The following is a 26220-nucleotide window of genomic DNA, read 5'->3' on the forward strand; positions in this document are numbered from 1 at the left end:
ATAAATGATAATCATACACATTATCAATTAAGTTATTGGCGGAGAGTTGAATAACCATATGATAAATAATGTTTTTAAAATGACAGTGCCATTTTTGATGCTTGGGTCAATGGTCAATGCGAGTGCATCTCAAGCAGTTGATTTTACGGATATGTCTGGCGATAAAATTCATTTATCTGCCCCTGCAAAACGCATTGTTGTGATCCCCATTCCTGCGGCGTCAATGCTAGTGGGCATGGATGAAAGTAGTGAAAAATTAGTCGGTATGCACCCCTTTGCGAAAGTCGCGGCTCGGGAAGGAATGCTTGGAAAGATGTTTTCGCCTGTGTTGCAGGTTAATTCGAATGTTGTTGGCAATAATTTCACGCCGAATATTGAAGCATTGCTCAATGTTGAGCCTGATCTAGTATGGCAATGGGGGCATCGAGGGGACGATATTATTTCCCCGATGCGAGATGCGGGGCTGACTGTTGCAACACTAGGCTATGGGCAAGAAAGTTATACCCAAGAGTGGATCCGATTAATGGGACAAACTTTAGGGCATAACGAAAAAGCCAATGAGATGATCCTGTGGCGTCAACAAGTGGTGAACTCGCTTTCCGCTACTACGGCGAAAATTCCTGAATCAGAGCAACCTAAAGTTCTTTATCTGTCTCACTTTAATCAAAGTATTCAAACATTTGGTTCGACATCTCACAACAATGCCGATTTTGCACTAGCGGGAGGGGTGAGCTTAAATCGGGATTTAACGGGTCCAAGAACCCTGAATATTGAACAAATCCTACTTTGGGATCCCGATATTATTTTACTCGGTAATTTTGAAGAGGGTTTATCCCCTGCGGATGTATATCGTAACCCAATGTTGAGTGACGTTACCGCAGTTAAAAATCAACGAGTTTATAAACTGCCGATTGGCGGTTTTATTTGGGATGCACCAAATCAAGAAACCCCATTATATTGGCAATGGTTATCAATGGTATTTCACCCTGAAGCTGCCAATATTCCTTTACGTGAAGAAATTCGTCAACGTTATCAGCAGCTTTATGGTTATCACGTCACGGAAGAACAAATTGATGGAATTTTACAGATTGAGCTAAATAAAAATAGCCAGCATTACCTTTCTCTCATGGGGAAGCCAAATGCGTAGCCCTTATATGCTATGGATGACGTTTGGGATTTGTTTCCTTTTTATGTTTTTGTTGGCATTGAGCCTTGGGCGTTATCCGGTCTCATTTTCTTCTGTATTTCATATTCTTTATGATGCCATTTTAGGGAACGAAAGCGGGGGAATTTATAGCCGTACAGAACAAAATGTGGTGCTGAGTGTTCGATTACCTCGAGTTTTGATTGCCGGTATTGCGGGGGCTGGTCTTGCCGTTGCAGGAGCCGCTTTGCAAGGTATCTTCCGTAACCCTCTAGTCGGACCGCAAATTATTGGTGTTTCTTCTGGCGCTGCGTTAGGCGGAGCTTTAGCTATTTTATTGTTTTCCTCACTGTTGATAACTATCTCATTTGCTTTTATTGGTGGGCTGGTGGCGATTATGTTGGTTTTTTTATTAGGTATGAATCGTCAAGGGAGCCCGCTACTGATGCTGATCCTTGCTGGTGTCATTATCAATGCTTTTTTTGCGGCACTTATTTCATTGATTACCTATTTTGCAGACCCTAATAACACGCTACAAACCATTGTTTTTTGGTTGATGGGGAGCTTTGCGAGTGCTTCTTATCTAAAGTTGGTGATTGTACTGCCAGTCGTTTTATTTTCAGTATTGATTATTTTTGCTCTGCGTTTTCGCATTAATGTGCTGTCACTCGGAGAAGAAAATGCACAGGCTTTAGGAATGAAAATCAATCGGACGCGTTGGGCGGTGTTACTCAGTGTCACATTGATCACCAGTGCTACCGTTGCAGTGTCTGGCACTATTGGGTGGGTAGGGTTAATTGTTCCGCATATTGCGCGGATTGTCGTGGGGCATGATCACCGTATTTTGCTGCCTGCCAGTGCGGTGATTGGTGGGATTTATATGATTGGTGTGGATACCTTTGCTCGAAGTATTACCAATGCAGAAATTCCACTCAGCGTCATCACGGCTTTAATTGGCGCGCCTATTTTTGCGATTTTAATTCATGCACTTAATAAAAAGGTGGCTGATTTATGATTGACGTAAAACACCTCAATTTTTCAATAGGTCAGCGTCAGTTATTCACTGATTTAAGTTTCAATCAGCCGAAAGGGAGTATTGGCGCTATTTTAGGCCCTAATGGCAGAGGGAAAACCACTTTATTGCGGTTATTGTTGGGGCTACAAAAGGGCATGCAAGGTCAGGTATCTCTAAATGCTCCTGTTGCGTATGTGCCACAACTTACAGGTTCATTATTTCATTATTCTGTGCGTACCATGGTGAGCTTAGGGCGTATTCGCCACCTGCCTTGGTATGCATCACCCAGTGAACGCGATAATCAAATTGTTGAGCAATGCTTGGATTATTTAGGTCTACGTCGTTTTGCCAGCCAGCAATTTAATCGATTGAGTGGCGGTGAAAAGCAAATGGTTATGATAGCCAGAGCACTTGCCAGCGAGCCTCAAATTTTAATTTTGGATGAGCCCACCTCTGCATTGGATTTAGCCAATCAAGATAATGTTCTTAGTACGTTACGCGATTTAGCCCAACACCGTGAAATGACCATTTTATTTACCAGCCACTATCCACAGCATGCTCTGCATATTGCGGATCATTCATTATTACTGTTTAACGAAGGACGCTGTTTATTTGGTGAATCCCAACACATTTTAACGGAACAAAACCTTTCTCAGCTCTACCAATTGCCGGTGTCAATTATGCCCATTCATGGGCAAAGCAGGGAAATACAAGGGGTTGTTCCTCTGTTTAGATAATTTTTGAATGAATACAAACAATCAATAGCATTAAGGAATGTGAAATTATGAGCGATAACACAATAACACCTGCTGAAGCTTTAACTATCAGCACACTAATTAACTATACCGAACAAGGGATTGCCAGCCGAGTTTTAGCTAAAAATGGTGGGGGAAATATTACCTTATTTGCCTTTGATAAAGGTCAGGCATTATCTGAGCATAGTGCTCCTTTTGATGCCATCGTAATGGTTGCTGAAGGCAGTTTATTACTAACGATTGACGGTGAATTGGTGACTGCTAAACCGGGAACAATCGTCAGAATGCCAGCAAATATTCCTCATGCTGTTGATGCGCCTGAGCCTGCTAAAATGCTGTTGGTTATGCTTCGCGAACCTAGTCATGAGTGTAACCATTAGTTTGGAGAGTATTTATGGAACAATCATTTACTGCTCATGAGGCAGGGCATAAATTTTTAGCTCGTCTTGGAAAAAAACGCTTACGTCCCGGCGGAAAAATTGCCACTCAGTGGTTGCTTAGCCAATCTGGCTTACATAAAGATAGTCAAGTACTTGAAATTGCATGCAATATGGGAACGACTGCCATTGAAATTGCTTCACAATATCATTGTCATATCACCGGTATAGACATGGATAAACACGCTTTGGAGAAGGCTCAAAAAAATGTAGACCAGCATGGTTTAACGGATTTAATCACTATCCAAATGGCTGATGCATCAAAATTACCCTTTGCTGATAATAGTTTTGATGTAGTGATTAATGAAGCGATGCTAACAATGTACGGAGATAAAGCGAAAGCAAAATTATTGCAAGAATACTATCGTGTATTAAAACCCGGTGGTTGCTTATTAACCCATGATATTGCATTTAAAGATGCGCAGGATCCACAAGATATTGCGGCCAAAATGCACCAAGCTATTCATGTAAAAGCACAGCCACTACCTCAAGCTGAATGGATTGATTTATTTAAGCAAGCCGGTTTTCAGAGTGTACTGTCTAGCACAGGACCGATGACCTTATTGTCACCAAAGGGGCTGATTTATGATGAAGGTTTATTTGGTACGATAAAAATTATTCGTAATGCATTAAAAAAAGAGAATCGACCTCAATTCTTACGGATGTTCCGACACTTTCGACAAAACCGTGGAAAGTTAAATTATATTGCCGTTGCTAGTGTGAAATAAGGAAGCCCAAAAATATGCGCAAGGAGGCGCTAAATTGCATTGAGTCTCCGTACTTTGAATAGAGCCCCAAAAACGTCAATCTAAGGGCAATTAACGGCTTTCAACAGGCAATTTTTAACCGATAAGATTAAGCAATTTTTTTGCGAAATAAGTAATAAGCCAGAGAGCTGGTTATCAGGAAGATAATCAGAAGAGGCCATAAGCTGTGAAATACCACGAAAAAATCAGCATCTTTAAGGTAAATCTGCTTAGTGATATCCGTAAAGTGGCGGATGGGGTTGACCCACGTAATATCCTGTAGCCAAACAGGCATATTCTCGACGGGGGAGATATAACCGGATAGCAACACCGCGGGCATCATAAACACAAACACGCCAATAAAAGCTTGTTGCTGAGTCGAGCAGAGCGCAGAAATTAATAACCCAAATCCCACCAACGATAATCCGTAAAATACCATTGTGCCGTAGAACAGTAACAGAGAACCGGCGAATGGGATTTTGTAGCAAAAAATCCCAATCACTAACACCAATGTGGCTTGTGCAGTGGCGACGACTAAGGCAGGAATCGCTTTGCCAATAAAGATTTGCCATGTGGTTAGTGGCGAAACTAATAGTTGGTCGAGGGTTCCTTGTTCTCGTTCTCTTGCAATAGACAACGAGGTGACGATCAGTACCCCAATCGTCGTAATCAATGCCACTAATGACGGCACAATAAACCATTTATAATCCAAGTTTGGGTTGTACCAGTTTCGGACAATCAGCTCGCTGTTATTGGGCTGTACTTGGGCTTGTGTGAGCTCCTGCTGATATTGCATGACTATCTGTTCAATGTAATTAGCCGCTATTTGGGCGCTATTCGAGTTTCGTCCATCCAATAGCAACATCATATTCGCGGTATGATGGCTGGCGATATCAGCACTGAAATTTTGATTAAAGCGGACGACTAACAAGGCTTTACGGTTATCTAACGTTTCTCGAATCTCAGGTTCATTTTTCAGTAACAGCACATGGGAAAATGCGCTGGCTTTTGCTAAGCGTTGAGTGAGTTCAATGGAATGCTCGCCATTATCTTGGTCAAAAATGGCAATGGTGGTATTAGTGACTTCTAAGGTCGCCGCCAGTGGGAAGAGGATCATTTGGAAAATGACGGGCATGATCAAAATAATTCGCGTCTGTTTCTCCTGCAATAATGATTGCAACTCTTTCATAATTAAGGTGTAAAGACGATAAAACATATTTCACCTCAATCCAAACGGCGACGCGTTTTCAGCGCCGTTAAGCCAATGAATAATATCGCTGAAGCAATCAGCAATAAGAAATCGGTGAGCAATACCAGATAGATATCTCCCGCCAAAAACAGGGTTTGTAGGCTACTGACAAAATAACGAGCAGGAATAAAGTAAGTCACGACTTGAATGAATGCAGGCATGCTATCAATTTCGAAGATGAACCCCGATAACATGATCGCAGGTAAAAACGCAGCATTTAGCGCAACCATTGCGGCATTAAACTGATTACGAGTGATGGTAGAAATTAATAATCCCATCCCTAAGGCAGTGGCAAGATACAAACTGGTGATCACAAATAACACCAATAAAGATCCCCGATAAGGAATATTGAGTACAAAGGTTGTCACCAACATACACAAAATCATCACAAAGGAGCCAAGCACTTGGTAAGGCAATAATTTGGATAGCAATAATTCAGTGCGTGTTATTTGTGTGGAGAGTAATGCTTCCATCGTCCCTCGTTCCCATTCTCGTGCAATCACCAGTGAAGTTAAAATGGCACCCACGACGGTCATAATGATGCTAATAGCACCTGGAATAATAAAATGTTGGCTGAGTGCCGCTTCGTTAAACCAATAGCGCATATTGAGTTCGATAAGCGGGTCGGTGGGATAACCTTGATTTTCACCTTGTTGGATAAGCCAAGTATGCCAAACCCCCTTGGTATAGGCTTGTACAAAATTGGCGGTATTCGGTTCACTCCCATCAGTGATCACTTGGATTGCGGCATGCCCATCAGGGCGAGAAAATTGTTCAGCAAAATTGACGGGGATCACCACAATGCCGCGAATTTCTCCCGCTTGCATTTTATTAATCAATAAATTGCGATTATCGCTAATAGTGGCATCAATAAAAGGGGAGCCAGTAAATGTATCGACCAATTCACGAGCCGGCTGGCTTTGTTGATCCATCAGAATACCGACCCGCAATTTACTGGAGTCTAGATTGATCCCATAACCGAAAATAAACAGCAGCATCAGCGGGATGACTATGGCAATTAAAGCGCTGCTTGGGTCGCGAACTATTTGTTTGCTTTCTTTCCAACAGAGGGCTTTAAGCCTGCGCCATGAAAAACCTGAGGCGGTTGTCTTCATTGTGCCTCCTGCTGTTTATCGTAGTTGAAAATCAATTCAATAAAGGCATCTTCCATCGATGGATTAGGATTTTCTGTGCTGACTACCAATTGTTTTAGCTCGTCAGGCGTACCGGCTGCAATAATTTTTCCGTGGTAAACCAATCCGATACGATCGCAATATTCAGCTTCATCCATAAAGTGGGTGGTGACCATAACGGTGACGCCTTTGTCTACCATGCCATTAATATGCAGCCAGAATTCTCGTCGAGTTAGCGGGTCAACCCCTGAAGTCGGTTCATCTAAAAAGAGGATATCCGGCTCATGCATCAATGAGCAGGCGAGAGCAAGGCGCTGCTTATAACCCAGCGGGAGTGAATCAGTAATCTGGCTGATAATGGGTGTAAAATTAAACGCGTTAATCATCTCCTGCATTTTGGTTGCTTGCTGTTTATGATGCAATCCGTATACACCGGAGAAAAATTTTAAGTTTTGCCCAACTTTGAGGTTGCCATAGAGGGAAAATTTTTGCGCCATATACCCAAGGTGCTGGCGGGCTTTGTTTGAGCTGGTTTTTAAATCCATACCAAGCACTAGCGCCTGCCCATCAGTTGGTTTCATTAATCCACACATCATTTTAAATGTGGTGGATTTTCCTGCGCCGTTAGGCCCTAATAGCCCAAAAATTTCACCACGTTTTACCTGAAAGTTGACGGTATCCGTCGCGGCAAAATCCCCAAATTTTTTGGTTAGGTTACGGGCTTCAATGACGGTTTCATTGGGGGCGGGTGGAATTTGTGGCACGATAGCGGCGAGTTCAGAACGATGAGATGGCCCACCGCCTAAAAGGTCAATAAAGGCATCTTCAAAGCGCGGCTGGGCTTCAATCAGCGTTTGATTTCCCATATTTAAGGCATTAAGTAAATTCTCTTGGGATGCGTGAGGTTTTAAAATTAAGCGAATATAGCGGCCTTGGATCACGCCATCGGTGGTTTCAGGTAACACTAAGGCATTTTGTAGAATAGTGCGTTTTTGCGTTGCGGGCACTTCGAGTAAAAATGAGCGTCCAGCCATCTTTTGGGTGAGCAGCTCGGGTTTGCCGCTGTACAGTAACTTGCCTTCATTGAGTAGCAGCACCTCTTTGCACTGCTCAGCTTCATCCAGATACGATGTGCTCCAGAGGATTAACATCCCATCGTCAGCAAGGGTGTGCACCATTTGCCACAGCTCTCGTCTGGCAATAGGATCCACGCCGACACCCGGCTCATCCAGCAGTAAAACTTTCGGTTTACCTAATAGGGTACAGGCGAGTCCCAATTTCTGTTTCATTCCCCCAGAAAGCTTACCGGCAAGGCGAGTAGTAAATGGGGCTAGGCTAGTAAATGCGAGTAGTTGTTCATAGGTTTGTTGGCGCTCTTCACCAACAACACCACGCAGATCTGCATATAAATCAAGATTTTCTTGAACCGTTAAATCTTCATATAGACCGAATTTTTGCGGCATATAACCGAGGTTTGCCCGCACTTCGATACTGTCTTTAATCGGGTCTAATCCCATTAAGCGGATTTGCCCTGAATCCGGTTTAAGTAGTCCTGCAAGCATGCGCATCAGCGTTGTTTTCCCTGCACCATCGGGACCGACTAACCCCGTCACAGATCCGCCGTGAATTTCGGTCGTTAGGCTTTCAACTGCAGGATTATTTAGCCCAACAAAGCGTTTTTCAACGTTATTTAACGAAATAACGCTGTTCAATGAGTGAGTGTTTTGCTGAGCCATAATGCGCCCTACTGCTGAGGTGCCGTAAATTGAACGGTGACGGGCATTCCTTGACGCAGTTTATCATTAGGATCATCGACAATAATCCGTAATCGATAGACTAAGTCAGTACGTAAATCCGGTGTTTGTACACTTTTGGGGGTAAATTCGGCCGTGGGGGATACAAAACCAATCGTGCCATGGTAAGGGGTATTAGGTTGGCTATCCGTAAAGAGTAAGACTTTACTGCCAGGAACGGCATCACCTAAGTGTGCCTCACTCACATAGGCACGAACCCAAACTGGATTTGTTAATGTGACACTAAATACAGTATTACCCGCACCAATGATGGTACCGGGTTCGATAGCGCGAGTCAGGATTGTACCGTCAGATGGCGCGGTAAGGATAGTATCTGCAAGGTCTAATTCAGCTTGGGCTACAGTGGCTTCTGCTTGTAGCCACTCACCGCGTGCAGCCGCAATTTCTTCTTGGCGAAATCCACTCTGATATTGGTTGAGTTTATCTTGGGACGCTTTGAGAGCTGCAAGAGTTTGATTGCGGTTGTTTTTGGCATTATCTAAATCATTGGCGGAAATCAGTTTTTGGGCTGCTAAACCTTGCTGGCGTTTGTAAAAATTATCCGCATATTGCCAAGCGGCTTGACGTTGAGCTACTTCAGATTCGACTTGCGCAATTTCTTGTGTCCGGTAGCCTTTTTCTTTGAGAGCTAACTGGGCTTTGGCGCTGTCACGCAGGCCTTTGGCTTTATTTAATGCGTTGATGTAAGGCGCATCATCCAATTTCCCGAGTAATTGTCCAGCAGTGACTTTCGCCCCTTCATCAACATCTAAAGAGGCGAGTTTACCATTGACTCGAAAACTAAGGTTAACGGTGCGTACATCCACATTCCCGTATAAGGCGAATGTCTTATCCTTAAGAGACTGATAATAGAAGCCCCCAGCAATAGCGGCAATCAGCATGATAATCAGTAAAATAACCAGTGCACGGCGTTTTGTGTTCATAGCTAACCTTAGTGACGGATAAAAACATTACTCAAGATTATGATTTAATTTTATCCATATATCATATCACTTTTCTGCTTGTTGGCGATGACGTAACCCCAATAATAAAATGTCAATGTGCTCAATAAGAACCTGATTAATAATTTTAAATTCGTTTTCGTTGATGTGCTTCCAACCTGTTTGTCTGAGTAATGTTTCTCGCGCAATGCGAAAAGAGAGGGTTTCACCCAAAATGGCGTGCGTGTGGATTAAGGTCGCTAGATTATTGGGGTCAGCGCCAATGTAGATGGAAATTAAGCGATTGAGCCGTGAGTGAATGGGGCCCAACGCTTGTTCATGTATCAATCCATATGCTTCGGTTGGGTTTAGTTGTTCACGAGCTAGGATACGTGAAAAGCTTAAGTTTTCTTTTTTAAGCTGGAAAAAATTGTATGAAATAATCGTTTTTTTCAGTAATTCGAGCGCTTCTTCTGGAATTTGTAACTCTGCGGGCTGATTAATAAAGTTATCTATTTGAGTGATACTTTCAGCGAAGCTTTCTTTGATATTGTTAGCAATTTGCTGAGCAACAGCGAGATATAACCCTTCTTTAGACCCGAAATAATAGGAAATGGCTGCGATGTTTTGCCCAGATGCTTGGGCAATTTGGCGGGTGGTTGCCCCATCGATGCCTTGTTCTCCATAAACATCGGCGGCGGCGAGAAGAAGTTGGAGTTTGGCGTTCTCTCCACGTAATGTTGGCGACGAATTTGTGTTCATAAACATTCCTTTTGATTCAGGATTAAATAATTTTTAGCATGCTCTTAGTTGGCATTTATTCATTGTGCAGGATGAAAACGGATGTATCTTTAGTTTTGTATACGTATATATACTATATAAAGCAGATTTTGTATTAGTTTATTCATCAATCTAAATTAATATATTTATCACGGTCAAATGATGGTAGAATTTTTGCGCGTCGCATGGCAGTTTGCGCTTTCTTCTATTGAATATCGAATCTTCCCCCCTAGAGCTGCCCAGTAAATTGAAGTGGTGGAGCCCGGAGTAATTAATTTGACTAGTTTTTCTGACCTCGCGTTAAACGAGGAAATCTTGCGTGCCATTAATGAATTAGGCTATGAAAGCCCTACGCCGATTCAACAACAAGCTATTCCTGCTGTTTTAGCGGGCAAAGACCTATTAGCTAGCGCCCAAACAGGGACGGGTAAAACAGCCGGTTTTACTTTACCTATTTTGCAAAAGCTGGTGGACAATCCTCGCGGCAATAACCGTCGTCCTGTTCGTGCATTAATTTTAACCCCGACCCGTGAACTTGCAGCTCAGGTGGCTGAAAACGTAAAAGAATATAGCCGCCATTTGAGAATTCGTTCATTTGTTGTGTTTGGTGGCGTCAGTATCAATCCGCAAATGATGAAATTGCGTAGTGGTGTGGATGTGTTGATTGCAACCCCAGGACGTTTGTTAGATTTAGAACATCAAAATGCAGTGGATTTATCGCAGGTCGAAGTTTTCGTCTTGGATGAAGCTGACCGTATGTTGGATATGGGCTTTATTCACGATATTCGCCGAGTGATCACAAAGTTACCTAAAAAGCGCCAAAATCTTCTGTTCTCAGCAACGTTTTCTGATGAGATCAAACAGCTGGCGAGCAAGTTGTTGAATAACCCAGTTTCTATTGAAGTGGCTCCGCGTAACTCGGCTTCTGAGCAAATAACGCAGCACGTCCATTTAGTGGATAAAAAACGTAAAGCCGAATTACTGTCGTTTATGATTGGGCGTGAAAACTGGCAGCAAGTTCTGGTGTTTACGCGTACCAAACATGGCGCTAACCGCTTAGCTGAGCATTTAAACAAAGATGGTGTCAAAGCGGCGGCGATTCATGGTAATAAGAGCCAAGGCGCTCGTACCCGTGCTTTAGCTGATTTTAAATCAGGGGATATCCGTGTATTAGTGGCGACAGATATTGCGGCTCGCGGCTTAGATATCGAACAACTGCCTTATGTGGTTAACTTTGAGCTACCGAATGTGGCGGAAGATTATGTTCACCGTATTGGTCGTACTGGACGTGCGGAAGCCACTGGTATGGCGGTATCTTTAGTGTGTATCGATGAAGCTAAGCTGCTTAAAGATATCGAGAAATTACTGAAGAAATCCATCCCGCAGATGGAAATTGAAGGCTACGAGCCAGACCCATCAATTAAAGCTGAGCCGATCCAAAAGCCTAATGATCGTCGTGGTTCTGATAACCGTCGTGGTTCAGATAGCCGTCGCGGGTCTGATAATCGCCGTAGCTCTGAGGATAGCCGTGGTGAGCGCAGCAATCATTCAGGCCATAATAGCAATAAAGGTCCGAGCCGCCCTCGTCGCCAAAATGCGAATTCCGAGAAAGGCCAATCTGAATCGACTTCAGGTTCACCGTGGAAAAATGCCCAGAAGCGCGTTAGACAAGGGCGTAGTGATAGCTAATGCGTGTGCTGCTCGCCCCGATGGAAGGGGTGCTCGATTCTCTGGTTCGCCGTTTATTGAGTGAGGTGAACGACTACGACTTGTGCATCACTGAGTTTGTGCGAGTCGTTGATACCTTGTTGCCAGCAAAAACGTTTTATCGGTTATGCCCAGAATTGCAACAGGGTAGTCGAACGCCATCGGGAACGTTAGTGCGGGTGCAGCTGCTAGGGCAGCATCCTGAGTGGTTGGCTGAAAATGCCAACCGCGCGATTGAACTAGGCTCTTGGGGCGTCGATCTCAATTGCGGTTGTCCATCAAAAACGGTGAATGGCAGCGGTGGCGGTGCGACGTTATTGAAGCAGCCGGAGCTTATTTATCACGCTGCTAAAGCTATGCGGGCGGCGGTACCGAAGGAATTACCCGTTTCGGTAAAAGTTCGTTTGGGCTGGGATAGTAGCCAGTTTGCTCACGAAATTGCGGATGCTGTACAGCAAGCGGGAGCGACTGAATTGACGGTTCACGGGCGCACAAAGGAAGATGGCTATAAAGCGGAATGCATTAACTGGCAGGCGATTGGTGAGCTTCGTCAGAAACTGTCGATTCCAGTGATTGCCAATGGTGAAATCTGGGATTATGAAAGTGCTAAACGCTGTATGGAAATCACCGGGTGCGATTCGATTATGATCGGCCGAGGTGCTTTAAATACGCCGAATTTGAGTCGTGTGATCAAACATAATGTCACGAAGATGCCTTGGGAACAGGTCGGGAAAATACTCTTTAAATATACGGAGCTAGAAAAACTGGGCGATACCGGGCATTACCATGCTGCTCGTATCAAACAGTGGCTGAGTTATTTGCGTAAAGAGTATCAGCAGGCGGATGAACTGTTTTCTCAAGTGAGGGCTTTGAAAACGGCAGAGCAAATAGCGGATGTTATTGCGCTGCATGTGGAGCAGCTTTCTGTCGCATTATCTTAACATGATGAAATTTGCCAAAATTTGAGATTAGGTCTTTAATTACTATGTATGGTGGTGATTAATTCAAAATACTGTCATCACCGTATGAAATGATTAAAGAGTCTATATTGTGTAATAAAGTTATCGTGCTAGGAAATTTAGAGCAACAGAGATATTGGAGGCCTCAAATGGGCGTTATTGCTTGGATTATCTTTGGTTTAATCGCAGGTGTTTTAGCTAAATGGCTAATGCCTGGAACCTATCAAATGGGTTTTATCATGACGACCGTATTGGGGATCGTCGGGGCGGTTGTCGGGGGATACATCAGCACATTCTTTGGTAAAGGCAAGGTGGATGGCTTTAACTTCGGTAGTTTTGTTGTTGCCGTGATCGGCGCTATTGTCGTGCTATTCCTTGCGGGAATGTTTATTAAGTAACATTTCTTGGGTCATTTTCATCAAGGGTAGGTTTTTTCACTACCACATAATTTGCTATTTATTAAAGCCACTTATTATGACGTTCGCTAAATAATGAGTGGCTTTAATTTTTTAATTTTCACATGGTTCCAGAGTCATAAATTTATGAATGGATGACATCTGAGACGTCATCAGCTCAAGGAGTTTTTGAATGAGGAATCCATTTTTTGAATAGCTCCAAGTAATATAATTATTTTCAACTAAAGATAATTCGATTTTATCGATATTAATATGATAATTAAATATAGGATCTAAATCTAAAGCTCGGTAAGTGTATAAATAAAAAGTTATATCGTCTAAATTAGTTGTATTAAAGCAACTTGTAATGAATTTCTCCGAATTTTTATGAAGTACAGGATGTATTTCCTGTGTTTGTTGCCATAGTATTTTTTTATGCAAGCTTTTCATTAGGATATTACAGATTATTCTATTCTCATTAAATTCCATGATAAACCTCATATTTTTCTTTCTGATATACTAAGTGTATTATTTACATAGTCGAGTAAGATAATTGTCTCATTAAAAAAGTGAAGATAGTGATTATAATTTAGGTCTTCATGATTATTAATGGCTAAAATCTTCTTAGTGTTAATGGTGTATTTCTTTATATATGCATTGAATTTTTTGTCTTTTAATTCCATAAATAAAAAGTAATTATGTAGGGATAGCATCTTTCTTTGCAATAGAATTTTATCTTTACTACTCATGTTTACACTGGATATTTCTGATATGTGTATGTAATAGTTATTAAAAAGAGTATTTAACTTCTCTTTATGAAAATAAATAGAAGCTTTACGATTAAATTTAATCGTTAATCTTGATGTTTGTAATAGAACCCATAAAGTTGCTGCTGTACCGACAAAGGTAGATAGAGTCCCTAGGTTTATTACCCAGAGTTCCCATAATGTATTCATTAGTTATTAGCTCCATAAAAATAGAGTAATAGAAAACGTAATTAATTAGATTAATTTTTTATAATATTAGATTTAAATAGAAAAAATAAATTCCCTCATAATTAACGCTTGTTTATGAGGGAATAAAAAATGATTAAGGTTCGATTGGTAACCCGTTGTCTTGTCCCCATTGTGCCCATGAACCATCATAGAGGCGCACATGTGGATTTCCTAATAAGACCAATGCCAGTAAGACAACGGCAGCCGTCATACCTGATCCACAGGTTGTAACTGTTGGCGCGAGAATATCGACGCCTTGCTCGGCAAAAATAGCTTTTAACTGCTCGGGGGATTTATATTCCCCATTATCCACTAATAGATCCCAAGGCACATTTTTACTGCCAGGAATATGGCCCATTCTTAAACCTGGACGAGGTTCAGGGGCTTGAGCCAGAAAACGGGCAGCCGCACGCGCATCGATAATTTGAATTTTACCTTCAGTGGCAACCTCCAACATTTGCTGTTGATTCAGTGCATTGGCATTTTGTCTATCAGCAATAAAGGTTTGTGCAGCTGGTGGGGTGACTTTACCTGATTGGGTTGCGAAACCAGCTGCTTTCCATGCGTTAATTCCGCCCGCTAAAATTTTAACGTGTTTGCAGCCTAAAGTACGGAAAGTCCACCATGCACGCGGGGATGAAAATAAGTTATTTTGTGCGTAAATAATGACTTGGGTTTGATTATTAATACCCATCGCTCCAACAGCTTGACTAAATGTGGTTGCGTCAGGGAGCATATGCGGTAAGTCGCAGCTTTTATCGGCGACTTCATCTTGATTAAAAAATTGAGCTTGGGGAATGTGCTCATCGAGGTAGCTTTGGTAGCAATCATAAGGGGCGGTAGGTGGTGGTGTAGAGACATCAAGCACAATAATATTACTGTCTGAAAGATGTGAATTTAACCACTCTGGTGTTACAAAATAATCGTTGTACATCATAACTCACCGTCCCGTTTGATTAATAATGGATGATTACTGGATCTGATTAGGTGCAGGAAATATCGATGGCGATTGAGCCTGGTTTTGCTCTATAGGTGTTGTGGATCGGGTATAAATATTCATCCCGGCAAGCATAATCCCCCCAATAGAACTCAATGCGCATAATGCACATAGTGCGATGACGACTTTTTTCATTTTTATTAGCCTGATTTGACACGAAGATGCCAAAGTATAACTGGATGGTGATAGCAAACAAGTTTTACGGGGTATTTTCTTGGCTCGATTTGGTGTTTTGCGAAAGGCTTTCCAGAATTTGTGTATAATGGAAATTAATACAGTAGTTTTGCGAAGGGTTTCGCAAAAGAGAAACAGGGGCTTTCCAGCCTCTTTTTTGATTGGTTATCATCTCCTTTTTACTTGGTCTTCTGCGCATCTATGTCTCTGTCAAATAAAATAAAAGAACAAATAACTCAATGGTATAAGGGGTTATCTAATCAAATCGAGGGGTTCGTCTCTCGGGCTCCTCAGCGGCAGATGATAGCTGAAGTGGCGAAAAATTTGTCGGATACAGAAGGGCGTCATTTAGTTATTGAAGCACCAACAGGGGTGGGAAAAACCTTATCCTATTTGATACCAGGCATTGCGGTTGGGCGCGAAGAAGGCAAAACGTTGGTCGTGAGTACCGCCAACGTTGCTCTACAAGATCAAATATTCAGTAAGGATTTGCCATTACTGAGCAAAATTATCCCTGACTTAAAATATACAGGCGCATTTGGGCGAGCGCGTTATGTGTGTCCCCGAAACTTAGAAGCGATTTGTGCCGCGGAAGGGGAGCAAATTGATTTAATGTTGTTGGTGGAAGACAAAACTGAAATTGCCAACAGTGAAGAGAGAGCTCAATGCCAGCAATTACGCAATGATTTTCATGGCTTTGCTTGGGATGGGCTGCGTGACCACCATAAAAAGGCATTTAGTGATAGTCTATGGCGTAAAGTCAGCACCGATAAAATGAACTGCCTTGGGCGTAATTGCCAGTTTTATCAACGATGCCCTTTTTTTATTGCGCGTCGTGAAATTGAAGATGCAGATGTGGTCGTGGCTAACCACGCTTTAGTGATGGCCGCCATGGAAAGTGAATCGGTATTACCGGATCCCAAGAAATTACTGTTAGTTCTCGATGAAGGGCACCACATTCCCGATGTGGCGAGAGACGCTTTAGAAGTTGAAGGGGAAATTACGTTAGTTCAGCTTACGGCACAGGTGGATAATTTTATTCATCATGTCGCGCAGTATGTTGCGCAGTTTCGCCCTGCAAAGCCGCCTAAGTTGACCAATCCTGATAAGCTACAGCAACATGCCGAAAAATTACGAGAGTGTTTTCGTGATTTTTCACTGTTAGCTAACGGGCTATTACCTGAAACATCCAAAGAGTCGGAATATTTGTTCCCAATGGGGATCTTGCCTGAGGTAATGCAGCAATGTTGCCAAGAGTTATTTAAGCTAACGGATGCATTACGTGGGCTATCAGAGGCGATTCTCAGTGACTTAACGGAACAAACGGCAAAGCAAGATATTGTGCGTTTACATCGCTCCATCTTAGTGACAAGTCGAGCTATGGGCTATTTTGAAAATATGACTAAATTGTGGCGCTTAGCCTCTCTTGATCAAAGCTCGGGTGCACCTGTTTCGAAATGGCTTAGCCGCCGCTATGAGAAAAATCAGTCGCGGATTTTTATGCATTGTGCAGGGATCCGCGTGAGTGAACAGCTACAACATTTGCTATGGAAAAATGTACCTCATATTGTGGTGACATCGGCAACACTTCGCTCTTTGAACAGCTATTCACGTTTTATGGAGTTAACAGGATTATCTGAAAAGAGTGATGACCGTTTTGTGACGCTTACCTCACCGTTTAATCATGTTGAACAGGGCAAGTTGGTTATTCCCAAAATGCAGCATGAGCCAATCATGGCAAATGAAGCTGAACATTTAAAAGAGATGGCAACCTATTTTCGCCATCAATTTACCGAAAGTGACCATCGTGGAGTATTGATCTTATTTAGTAGCCAGCGAGCGATGGAAGGGTTTTTGGAGCATGTGAAGGATTTGCGCCTACAACTATTAGTGCAGGGGGATCAGCCACGCTATAGGTTAGTGGAGACGCACTGTGAACGTATTAAACAAGGGCAAAAAAGCGCGTTAATCGGCTTACAATCATTTGCGGAAGGGTTGGATTTAAAAGGGGAATTTTTAACTCAGGTGCATATTCACAAGATTGCATTTCCACCTGTGACAAACCCGGTGATTATTACTGAAGGGGACTGGCTGAAGTCATTAAAACGCTATCCATTCGAGGTACAAAGTTTACCTAGTGCTTCATTTAATTTGATCCAGCAAGCGGGACGTTTGATTCGAAGTCATGAATGTTATGGAGAAATTATCATTTATGATAAACGCTTATTAACTAAAAACTATGGCAAACGTTTATTAAATTCGTTACCCATTTTCCCTATTGAACAACCTGAAATGCCAACATCAGATAAGTCGGGCGACAAGTAAATAGGGTGATAAAGAAGTAGTGCGATAAATAATTAAGGTGATAAATAATTGAGACCACCGAAGTGGTCTCATGGTCAATATATTGACTCTGTTTTACGACACTACTCAATATTAGCTTCTAATAACCACAGGAATTTATCCAGTGAGCGAGATGCGGCAGTAAACATATCTGCGGTATTTTCATCTTCAACTTCATCGATAGCTTTACGAATATCATTCGCAACAACAGCATATCGTTCCGCTAATGCTTTTAAATGGTCTTGTACAGAATGAATATCCAAAGGATAAGCTTCTAATGATGTGAATTTATTGACTTGTTGTGATGTCCCTGTGGCGACGCCACCTAGCTGAACCGCACGCTCAGCAAACTCATCCAAGTGTTCAACGATGCTATCTCTAAAACCATCTAACATCTCATGCACTGCGATAAAGTTACGACCGCGCATGTTCCAATGTGCTTGTTTTGTGATTAAAGAGAGATCGGTGAAATGGATAACCATCATGTTTAAGATACCGATGGTTTCTAATTTAACACTATCTTCAATATCATTACGGGTATATAAAAGTTCAGTTGAAGAGGTTTTAAATAATTTTGCAGTATTCATAGAATTTCCTCTCTTAAATATAAATTGATTTAGTTATCTTGTCTGATTATAAATATAGAGTGTAAAGCTAAGAATGTCATAAAGTAATTAACTATTACTTTAATAGGTAAAATAGTGGAATTTTTATTGAAGATTTACTTATTTAGGTTTTACCAATTGAATCTATCGTTACGACATTTCAAATAAATGAAGCTTATCTTACTCGCTCATGAAATAAATAAAAAAGGCTAATGGAAATACTTATTAGCCTTTGATTAAAGAAAATAGGACGTAATTATTTACGACACTTTTTCAATCTTTGATTTGGGTATTGACGTTGATGTTGAACCAATAGACGCACATACAATACACAGAAGCGCTAACCACTGTGTCATCGTTAAATGCTCTTGCAGGAAGACAATACCTAAGAAAGCCCCCATACAAGGCTCTAGGCTCATTAGGGTACCGAAGGTTTTTGCGGGTAGCTTGGTTAACGCTATCATCTCCAATGTATACGGAAATGCGGTAGATAAAATGGCCACACCTAGAGCGATAGGTAGAATGGCAGGGTCAAACATCGCTTCAACCCCGGTTTGCATCAACCCAATTGGGAAGAAAATGAGTGCCGAAATCAATGAACCCACAGCAACGGTAGCGGCACCGTAACCCGCACCAGCGCGTTGCCCAAAGATAATATAAATTGCCCAGCAGACACCGGCACCTAAAGCATAAGCGGCACCAACGAGGTCAAGTGAGTCAATGTTATTGCCAATAGGCAGTAAGAACAGCAACCCAGTAATGACAAGCCCAATCCATAGAAAATCGATAGGACGGCGAGAAGAGAACATCGCAACGGCTAATGGGCCCGTAAACTCAAGTGCGACCGCAATCCCTAAAGGGATACGCTCAAGTGCTAAATAAAACAGGTAGTTCATGGTTCCGAGAGATAAACCATAAGCAAGCAGCGGCCCCAGTGAGCTTTTTCTAAAATTTAAACGCCACGGTTTAAAGATCACGCACAAAATAATCGTGGCAAGTAACAAACGTAAACCGGTAACACCCGGTGCGCCGATAAGTGGGAACAATGTTTTAGCTAAAGAGGCACCGCTTTGGATTGACATCATTGCCAGTAATAGCAAGCCTATCGGTAATAGCGGAAAAGCACTCTTTTTAGTATCGGCAGACATGAATAAAAAACCTCAAAAAAACGTTGGTAACGTCGATAAAACCCACACTGTATATACAGATAAAATGGGTAAATCTAAATAATAATGGTGGTTTGTTGGGATATTTACCCTAAGCCAGCAAATTGACGTGAATTATCTCACAGAATTCATGCAGATTATATTGCTTTGTTGAGAGCGAAGAATTCATCATATTATTTAATATTGGATAACGACTAAAAATAAAATATTGTGAGTTGAGCTTCTTTGTGGGTACCGTATAATTTTGTGCTTACAAGAATGATAATAGGAATGAAAATAGAACATGAAAAAAATTAAAAGCGTCGCGGTTTATTGTGGTTCAAGCATGGGTACGAATGAAATTTATCAAAAACAAGCCATTGAGTTTGCAAAAGAGTTGGTAAAACGTGATATCGCTTTAGTCTACGGTGGTGCGAGTGTTGGGTTGATGGGAACGGTGGCTGATACGGTATTATCTTTAGGCGGTAAAGCGATTGGTGTGATCCCATCCCTGCTTGAAGAGCGTGAAATTTCGCATAAAAATCTGACCGAACTGTATAAAGTTGACACCATGCATCAGCGTAAAAGCAAAATGATTGAATTAGCCGACGGTTTTGTCGCAATGCCGGGGGGTTATGGCACTTTAGAAGAATACAGTGAAGTATTCACTTGGAGCCAAATTGGTTTACATACAAAGCCTTGTGCACTGTTCAATATTAATAATTATTGGCAGCCGTTGATTGATATGACTAATAAAATGGCGGATGAAGGTTTTTTACATGAAAAATATCGTCATATGGCGATTGTGGAATCATCCCCAGCCAATTTATTAGACCAGTTTGAAACCTATATTGCACCACCAGTGAAAACTTACGACTAACTTATTCGGGTAGCTTTATGATTAGAAAAGCAAAAAAAGAGGATTTATCAGCAATTCTTGCGCTCTACCAAATTTTATTTGCCGAGATGGCTAAGTTTGATCGTGAAAGATTACAAGCCGCGGAACAATCGAGTGAGTTTGTTGAAAATGCCATTGAGGATAATAAGTTTCATCTTTTAGTGGCTGATTATGAAGGTGAAATAAAAGGTTTTTGTATTGCACAAAAACAAACAGCAGATCCTTATAGTTGCATTGTGCCAAGGGACTTCGGTTATATTTTTGATTTGGTCATCTCTCCCGATTTTCGAGGCGAAAAAGCGGGTAAACAGCTCTTAGATGGAATGAAAGAGTGGGCTAAGTTGCAGAAATTTAGCCACTTAGAACTTTCAGTATTAGCGCAAAACCATCAAGCTATTAAGTTTTATGAGCGCGAAGGATTAGTCGAAGTATCCCGTACCATGGGGATCGCGTTGTAAATTTTAAGCTCCCCGTTATTGGGGTGCTTTTTATGGCATTGCCTCCAAGGCACCATTCAATGATGGGGACAATTGTCATTATGAACAAATCATATATTTTTCAGAAAAAGCGGCTCAAAAATCAGCACAAGATCTAAACGCTGGATTATGGCATAATGCGCGGCTATTTATTCTTATCAGACTTCAAGTCGGCGAGATAAGGGCAATTACGCCAATCTCGGAGCGGCTCTACAAAGATCAATTTAAGGCATCGCAGTGTTAACAACCAACAATATCACTATGCAGTTTGGCAGTAAGCCACTGTTTGAAAACATCTCAGTTAAATTCGGTACAGGTAACCGTTATGGTCTGATCGGCGCGAATGGTGCGGGTAAATCCACCTTTATGAAAATCCTCGGTGGTGATTTAGCACCAAGCGCAGGGAATGTCAGCACCACTGATCCTAATGAACGCCTGGGTAAATTACGCCAAGACCAGTTTGCATTCGAAGAATTTACTGTTCTCGATACCGTTATCATGGGACATGCTGAGCTTTGGGATGTAAAGCAGGAGCGTGACAGAATTTATGCGATGCCAGAAATGAGTGAAGAAGATGGTTATCGGGTTGCGGATCTCGAAGTGGCTTACGGTGAAATGGATGGCTATAGCGCGGAAGCGCGTGCGGGTGAGCTGTTATTAGGCGTCGGTATTCCGGTTGAGCAACATTATGGCCCAATGAGTGAAGTGGCTCCGGGTTGGAAACTGCGTGTGCTATTGGCTCAGGCATTGTTTGCAGACCCAGATATTCTGTTACTTGATGAACCGACGAACAACTTGGATATCGATACCATCCGTTGGTTAGAGCAAGTGCTGAATGATCGTAACTGCACCATGGTCATCATTTCCCATGATAGACACTTCTTAAATACCGTTTGTACACACATGGCGGATTTAGATTACGGTGAGCTGCGTTTATTCCCGGGCAACTATGATGAGTATATGATTGCAGCAACGCAAGCGAGAGAGCGCCTGTTATCTGATAACGCCAAGAAAAAAGCGCAAATTGCTGAATTGCAATCGTTCGTTAGCCGCTTCAGTGCTAACGCATCAAAATCTAAACAAGCGACTTCTCGTGCTCGTCAAATTGATAAAATTCAATTGGATGAAGTTAAAGCCTCTAGTCGCCAAAACCCATTCATTCGTTTTGAACAAGAGAAAAAACTGTTCCGTAACGCTTTAGAATTAGAAGCGGTCACCAACGGTTATGACCAAGGTCCTTTGTTTAAAAATGTGAACCTGTTACTGGAAGTGGGTGAAAAGATGGCGGTTATCGGTGCTAATGGTATCGGTAAAACAACATTCTTAAAAACCTTAGTCGGTGAGCAACCTGCCACAAGTGGAACCGTTAAATGGTCTGAAAACCATAATATTGGTTACTATGCGCAAGATCACGCAGAAGACTTCGATACTGACCTGAACGTTTTTGACTGGATGAGCCAGTGGAAAAGTGAAGGGGATGACGAGCAAGCGGTTCGTAGTATTTTAGGCCGTTTACTGTTCTCTCAAGACGATATTAAGAAAAAAGTATCGGTTTTATCGGGTGGTGAGCAAGGTCGTATGTTATTTGGTAAGCTGATGATGCAACAGCCAAATATCTTGGTTATGGATGAACCGACCAACCACTTAGATATGGAATCCATTGAATCGTTGAACTTAGCATTAGAAATGTATCAAGGAACATTGATCTTCGTTTCTCATGACCGTGAGTTTGTGAGTTCACTAGCAACCCGTATTCTTGAGATTAAAGAAAATAAAGTCATTGATTTTAAAGGTACTTATGACGAATACCTGAAAAGCCAAGGCGTAGTTATCTAATCTTGTTTGAATCAAAAAATAGCCCCGCTGGTGTGATATCCGCGGGGCTATTTTTATTTAGCCGTTTAAAATGGCAAAACAGCCTCAAAATTAGTTTTTCTTCACAAACTCAGATTTCAGTTTCATTTGACCGAAACCATCGATTTTGCAATCGATATTGTGGTCGCCTTCCACTAAACGAATACCTTTAACACGGGTACCGATTTTCAGCATTGAAGAACTACCTTTCACTTTGAGATCTTTGATTACGGTAACGGTATCGCCATCCGCTAATAAGTTGCCATTAGCATCTTTTACGATGAGTTCATCAATGTCAGCAACTGGCTCAGCATCATTCCATTCGTGAGCACATTCAGGGCAGATGTACATATCGTTATCAGTATAGGTGTATTCAGACTGACATTTTGGGCAAGGAGGTAATGACATATTTATATTCTCAGTAATGACTGACACAGTCATAGTTCAAATCAGTAGGGATAACGAGGTTCCCCGAAAGGGGGATAGTATAAGACCAAAGACAAGATAAATGAATTTTTAGGAATATTCCTAATTTTGTATCTTGATAGAAAATGACGAGATAGAAAAAGGGCGAGACTCAGCTCGCCATGGATGATCTTAAGAGCAAACCTCACAATGAGGGTCTTTATTTAGCTTAAATTGGCGAAAATCGAGGGTCATCGCATCAAATAACAGCACTTTCCCGACATTGATTTTGCCATACTGAGCCAGCAATTTGATGGTTTCCATTGCTTCTAATGTGCCAATTGTCCCCACCAGTGGTGCCATCACACCAGCCTCTACACATGTCAGGCTATTTTCTCCAAACAGTCGGCTTAAGCAGTGATAGCAGGGCATTCCTGCTTCGTAGGTAAATACGGAAAGTTGCCCTTCCATACGAATTGCGGCACCCGAAACGAAAGGGATTTTGTGCTTAAAGCAAAGGCGATTGAGCTGCTCGCGGATGGCGACATTGTCTGTGCAATCTAAGATTACATGATGCTGTTGAACTAATTGCTCTAGCTCAGGATCATCCAATTGCGCGTTAACAGTATCAATCTGGATATGAGGATTGATGGCAGCTAGCTGCGTTTTGGCTGAATCCACTTTAGGCTCACCGATAGTGGCGTCGCGGTGCAGGGTTTGACGCTGTAAGTTTGATAGGGATACCTTATCAAAATCCACGAGGGTTAAATGCCCGACACCCGCTGCGGCGAGGTATTGAGTCGCAGCGCAACCAAGTCCACCAAGCCCAACGACCAAGACTTTACCTGCCTTCAGCTTTTCCTGCCCGTCAAAATCGAAGCCGCGTAAGATAATTTGGCGGTTATAACGCAGCATTTCTTGGTCTGTCAGCTCTTGCACAGGATCACTCGCTTTTTAATAAGTAATTGAACATTTCCACATCAACCATTTCACCTGCCGCCACTTTTCCACGCTCACGCTCTAATACAATAAAGCAGTTTGCTTGGCTAAAGGAACTGAAAACATGCGAACCTTGATGCCCTGTGGTTGCAACTTGCAATTGACCTTGTTCATCGATGCTTAAAATTCCTCGTTGGAAATCAAGGCGTCCCGGTGATTTTTTCAGAGGGGTGATGGTAGGCACTTTGAAGCGGACAGGGGCTTTCCATTGGCTATGGCCGCTGAGGCGAGCAATTAATGGCTGAACTAATTGATAGAAAGTCAGTGCTGCTGATACAGGGTTACCCGGTAAGCCACAGAACCACGCTGAACTTAGTTTGCCGAATGCGAAAGGTTTACCTGGTTTAATAGCTAATTTCCAAAAGCCAATCTCACCCAGTTCATCCAGAATTTGTTTGGTGTAATCAGCTTCGCCGACAGAGACTCCGCCACTGCTGATGACTAAATCAGCGCATTGGTTAGCTTCAATAAAGGTTTGTTTGAGTTTTTCGGGTGAATCGGGGATCACGCCTAAATCCATCACTTCGCAATTGAGTTTTTCTAACATTAAGCGAACGGCAAAACGGTTAGTGTCATAAATTTGCCCCTCAGCCAGAGGTTCACCTACCGCTTGAAGCTCATCACCGGTTGAGAACACGGCAACTTTTAAACGGCGCTGGACAGTCACATTCGCAATTCCAAGAGACGCTATCAATGGAAGCTGTGCGGTGGATAATAAGGTTCCTGCTGGGAATACCGCGCTACCTTGGGTAATATCTTCGCCAGCTTTACGGATATTGTTTCCTTGCTTGAAGCTTTCCGTAAAAATAATCCCTTGGTCAGTGTGTTCTGTGGCTTCTTGCATGACAACGGTATCAACACCTTCTGGAATCGGCGCTCCCGTCATGATACGTACGCAGCTACCTGCGGGCAATTTCCCTACCATTGGGTTACCGGCAAAGGACTTTCCAGCGACGGGCATCGGGGTTTTTCCATCCCAATCAGCAAAGCGAAGACCATAACCATCCATCGCGGAGTTATCAAACGGCGGGACATTAATGGGAGAAATGAGGTCTTCGGCAATAATACGTTGGGCAGACTCAGTTAGTGGAATGATTTCAGTGCTAGTGACCGTTGTGGTGTTTGAAAGTAATTTTTCTAATGCAAGCTCTAGTGAAATCAAACCGTTAGTATGACACTGGTCCATAAATCGCTACCCCTTAATCTTGTTATTGGCCTTCGAGGCTTAAAATAAAACTGTTGGCGGTATTATGTCAGATATAGCGGATTGGGTGAATGAATAGAAATTGATTACTGATAGCTTTTGAGTGGATAGTCTGTGGTATTTGAGTACGCATTGCGTTGTTTTAATAAACTCACGATTGAATAACACGGTTTTTGCTAAAACAGATCCATCAAAAAAGCTAAAATAAAGCATGTTATTAATTGCATTTAAATAATGAAATAGTTATTTAAATTGCAAAGAGTATTCTGGATCTAGCCGCGCGATAACCTGCAAATATTTCATGCTGTTGATGGATGTATTACTGGATTATCTGTACTTGCTGCTTTAGAGTACCGCGCACACCTGCATTTTTATAAAAATAGCGTTATACCATCTATGGAGGATCCTATGTCATCTCTAAGTAAAGAGGCCGAATTAGTTCATGCTGCTTTGGAAGCAAGAGGGCTTGAAACCCCGTTACGCATCCAGCCAAAATCCGGTGAAGATCGTAAGCAACTGATTGAAGGGCATATGACCGAAATTATGAAGTTGCTGAATTTAGATTTAACCGATGATAGCTTGGCAGATACTCCGCGCCGTATCGCAAAAATGTATGTGGATGAGATTTTTTCAGGTCTTGATTACGCGAACTTCCCAAAAATCACATTAATTGAAAATAAAATGAATGTTGATGAAATGGTCACTGTGCGTGACATTACTCTGACCAGTACTTGTGAGCACCACTTTGTGACTATCGACGGTAAGGCGATTGTGGCTTATATCCCTAAAGACAAAGTGATTGGATTATCAAAGATCAACCGCATTGTGCAGTTTTTCTCACAGCGTCCACAAGTTCAAGAGCGTTTAACGCAACAAATTTTAGTGGCTCTGCAAACTCTGTTAGGCACCATGAATGTCGCGGTTTCTATTGATGCAGTTCACTACTGTGTGAAAGCCCGTGGTATACGTGATGCGACCAGCGCGACCACCACCACGTCATTAGGTGGGCTGTTCAAATCTAGCCAAAATACACGTCAAGAATTCTTACGTGCGGTTCGCCATCTCTAATTT

Annotated in this window: 25 protein-coding genes; 13 read left to right on the forward strand and 12 right to left on the reverse strand. The window is 42.2% G+C overall.

The features are described from left to right. Positions 1-58 precede the first annotated feature (58 nt). From LDO73_RS05205 to LDO73_RS05225, 5 genes are read left to right on the forward strand one after another with little or no spacing between them, the layout of a single operon-like run. Positions 59-1147: an ABC transporter substrate-binding protein gene (locus LDO73_RS05205; RefSeq protein WP_423810875.1), complete on the forward strand. Its 1089-nt coding sequence runs from the start codon at positions 59-61 to the stop codon at positions 1145-1147. Then, the gene (locus tag LDO73_RS05210) at positions 1140-2159 is read left to right on the forward strand and encodes a FecCD family ABC transporter permease (RefSeq protein ID WP_224060495.1); all 1020 of its coding nucleotides are present in this window, start codon (positions 1140-1142) and stop codon (positions 2157-2159) included. The genes LDO73_RS05205 and LDO73_RS05210 overlap by 8 nt, the downstream gene beginning before the upstream one ends. Next, the gene (locus tag LDO73_RS05215) at positions 2156-2896 is read left to right on the forward strand and encodes an ABC transporter ATP-binding protein (RefSeq protein ID WP_224060496.1); all 741 of its coding nucleotides are present in this window, start codon (positions 2156-2158) and stop codon (positions 2894-2896) included. Before LDO73_RS05210 ends, LDO73_RS05215 begins: the two co-directional genes overlap by 4 nt. A gap of 47 nt (positions 2897-2943) precedes the next feature. Further along, positions 2944-3294 (forward strand): cupin domain-containing protein, encoded by a 351-nt coding sequence (locus LDO73_RS05220; RefSeq protein WP_224060497.1) that lies wholly within the window; start codon positions 2944-2946, stop codon positions 3292-3294. 14 nt (positions 3295-3308) lie between these two features. Beyond that, positions 3309-4079, forward strand: coding sequence for a class I SAM-dependent methyltransferase (locus LDO73_RS05225; protein ID WP_224060498.1), 771 nt, complete (start codon positions 3309-3311; stop codon positions 4077-4079). Positions 4080-4206: 127 nt separating this feature from the next. Here LDO73_RS05225 and LDO73_RS05230 read toward each other — a convergent pair whose 3' ends face one another. From LDO73_RS05230 to cecR, 5 genes are all read right to left on the reverse strand, one after another. After that, positions 4207-5313, reverse strand: coding sequence for an ABC transporter permease (locus LDO73_RS05230; RefSeq protein WP_224060499.1), 1107 nt, complete (start codon positions 5311-5313; stop codon positions 4207-4209). Between the two features lie 8 nt (positions 5314-5321). After that, on the reverse strand, positions 5322-6461 hold the full coding sequence (locus LDO73_RS05235; RefSeq protein WP_224060500.1) for an ABC transporter permease: 1140 nt from the start codon (positions 6459-6461) through the stop codon (positions 5322-5324). Beyond that, positions 6458-8215: an ATP-binding cassette domain-containing protein gene (locus LDO73_RS05240; protein ID WP_224060501.1), complete on the reverse strand. Its 1758-nt coding sequence runs from the start codon at positions 8213-8215 to the stop codon at positions 6458-6460. Before LDO73_RS05240 ends, LDO73_RS05235 begins: the two co-directional genes overlap by 4 nt. Positions 8216-8223: 8 nt before the next feature. After that, positions 8224-9216: a secretion protein HlyD gene (hlyD, locus tag LDO73_RS05245; RefSeq protein ID WP_224060502.1), complete on the reverse strand. Its 993-nt coding sequence runs from the start codon at positions 9214-9216 to the stop codon at positions 8224-8226. Positions 9217-9282: 66 nt separating this feature from the next. Further along, positions 9283-9981, reverse strand: a complete 699-nt coding sequence (gene cecR, locus LDO73_RS05250; RefSeq protein ID WP_224060503.1) for a transcriptional regulator CecR — start codon at positions 9979-9981, stop codon at positions 9283-9285. 288 nt (positions 9982-10269) lie between these two features. On the opposite strand from cecR, the gene rhlE reads away from it, so the two are divergent. The 3 genes from rhlE to LDO73_RS05265 all read left to right on the forward strand — a co-directional run bounded on the left by rhlE (position 10270) and on the right by LDO73_RS05265 (position 13057). Next, on the forward strand, positions 10270-11682 hold the full coding sequence (gene rhlE / locus LDO73_RS05255; RefSeq protein ID WP_224060504.1) for an ATP-dependent RNA helicase RhlE: 1413 nt from the start codon (positions 10270-10272) through the stop codon (positions 11680-11682). Next, positions 11682-12641 carry a tRNA dihydrouridine(16) synthase DusC gene (gene dusC, locus LDO73_RS05260; RefSeq protein WP_224060505.1) on the forward strand — a complete coding sequence of 320 codons (960 nt, stop codon included), beginning with the start codon at positions 11682-11684 and terminating at the stop codon, positions 12639-12641. Before rhlE ends, dusC begins: the two co-directional genes overlap by 1 nt. A 167-nt stretch (positions 12642-12808) precedes the next feature. Next, positions 12809-13057: a GlsB/YeaQ/YmgE family stress response membrane protein gene (locus LDO73_RS05265; RefSeq protein WP_036949742.1), complete on the forward strand. Its 249-nt coding sequence runs from the start codon at positions 12809-12811 to the stop codon at positions 13055-13057. 494 nt (positions 13058-13551) lie between these two features. Here the strand turns inward: LDO73_RS05265 and LDO73_RS18090 are convergent, their stop codons facing one another. Together LDO73_RS18090 and sseA are read right to left on the reverse strand one after the other, a co-directional pair. Then, complete coding sequence (locus LDO73_RS18090) at positions 13552-14010, reverse strand: hypothetical protein (RefSeq protein ID WP_224060506.1); 459 nt, start codon at positions 14008-14010, stop codon at positions 13552-13554. 133 nt (positions 14011-14143) lie between these two features. Then, entirely contained in the window at positions 14144-14983 is an 840-nt protein-coding gene (gene sseA, locus LDO73_RS05275; RefSeq protein ID WP_224061136.1) for a 3-mercaptopyruvate sulfurtransferase, read from the reverse strand. Positions 14984-15421: 438 nt separating this feature from the next. Between sseA and dinG the strand changes: the two genes are divergently transcribed. Further along, a complete protein-coding gene (gene dinG / locus LDO73_RS05280) occupies positions 15422-17545 on the forward strand; it encodes an ATP-dependent DNA helicase DinG (RefSeq protein ID WP_224060507.1) in 2124 nt (707 codons plus the stop codon). A gap of 101 nt (positions 17546-17646) precedes the next feature. Here dinG and dps read toward each other — a convergent pair whose 3' ends face one another. Together dps and rhtA are read right to left on the reverse strand one after the other, a co-directional pair. Further along, positions 17647-18150 carry a DNA starvation/stationary phase protection protein Dps gene (dps, locus tag LDO73_RS05285; RefSeq protein ID WP_224060508.1) on the reverse strand — a complete coding sequence of 168 codons (504 nt, stop codon included), beginning with the start codon at positions 18148-18150 and terminating at the stop codon, positions 17647-17649. A 278-nt stretch (positions 18151-18428) separates the two neighbouring features. Continuing rightward, entirely contained in the window at positions 18429-19316 is an 888-nt protein-coding gene (gene rhtA, locus LDO73_RS05290) for a threonine/homoserine exporter RhtA (protein ID WP_224060509.1), read from the reverse strand. A gap of 301 nt (positions 19317-19617) precedes the next feature. Here rhtA and LDO73_RS05295 point away from each other — a divergent pair, with 301 nt between their 5' ends. The 3 genes from LDO73_RS05295 to LDO73_RS05305 all read left to right on the forward strand — a co-directional run bounded on the left by LDO73_RS05295 (position 19618) and on the right by LDO73_RS05305 (position 22523). Further along, positions 19618-20193: a TIGR00730 family Rossman fold protein gene (locus LDO73_RS05295; protein ID WP_224060510.1), complete on the forward strand. Its 576-nt coding sequence runs from the start codon at positions 19618-19620 to the stop codon at positions 20191-20193. 17 nt (positions 20194-20210) lie between these two features. After that, positions 20211-20669: a GNAT family N-acetyltransferase gene (locus tag LDO73_RS05300; RefSeq protein ID WP_224060511.1), complete on the forward strand. Its 459-nt coding sequence runs from the start codon at positions 20211-20213 to the stop codon at positions 20667-20669. 279 nt (positions 20670-20948) lie between these two features. Next, positions 20949-22523, forward strand: coding sequence for an ABC-F family ATPase (locus tag LDO73_RS05305; RefSeq protein WP_423810885.1), 1575 nt, complete (start codon positions 20949-20951; stop codon positions 22521-22523). 90 nt (positions 22524-22613) lie between these two features. Here the strand turns inward: LDO73_RS05305 and LDO73_RS05310 are convergent, their stop codons facing one another. The 3 genes from LDO73_RS05310 to moeA all read right to left on the reverse strand — a co-directional run bounded on the left by LDO73_RS05310 (position 22614) and on the right by moeA (position 25131). Then, complete coding sequence (locus LDO73_RS05310; RefSeq protein WP_006662278.1) at positions 22614-22949, reverse strand: zinc ribbon domain-containing protein YjdM; 336 nt, start codon at positions 22947-22949, stop codon at positions 22614-22616. 189 nt (positions 22950-23138) lie between these two features. Beyond that, positions 23139-23885 carry a molybdopterin-synthase adenylyltransferase MoeB gene (gene moeB / locus LDO73_RS05315; protein ID WP_224060513.1) on the reverse strand — a complete coding sequence of 249 codons (747 nt, stop codon included), beginning with the start codon at positions 23883-23885 and terminating at the stop codon, positions 23139-23141. 4 nt (positions 23886-23889) lie between these two features. Further along, positions 23890-25131, reverse strand: a complete 1242-nt coding sequence (moeA, locus tag LDO73_RS05320; RefSeq protein ID WP_224060514.1) for a molybdopterin molybdotransferase MoeA — start codon at positions 25129-25131, stop codon at positions 23890-23892. A 426-nt stretch (positions 25132-25557) separates the two neighbouring features. Between moeA and folE the strand changes: the two genes are divergently transcribed. After that, entirely contained in the window at positions 25558-26217 is a 660-nt protein-coding gene (gene folE / locus LDO73_RS05325) for a GTP cyclohydrolase I FolE (protein ID WP_036949713.1), read from the forward strand. The last annotated feature ends 3 nt before the right edge of the window (positions 26218-26220 follow it).

It is taken from the genome of Providencia alcalifaciens (genome assembly GCF_915403165.1).
Classification (GTDB): domain Bacteria; phylum Pseudomonadota; class Gammaproteobacteria; order Enterobacterales; family Enterobacteriaceae; genus Providencia; species Providencia alcalifaciens_C.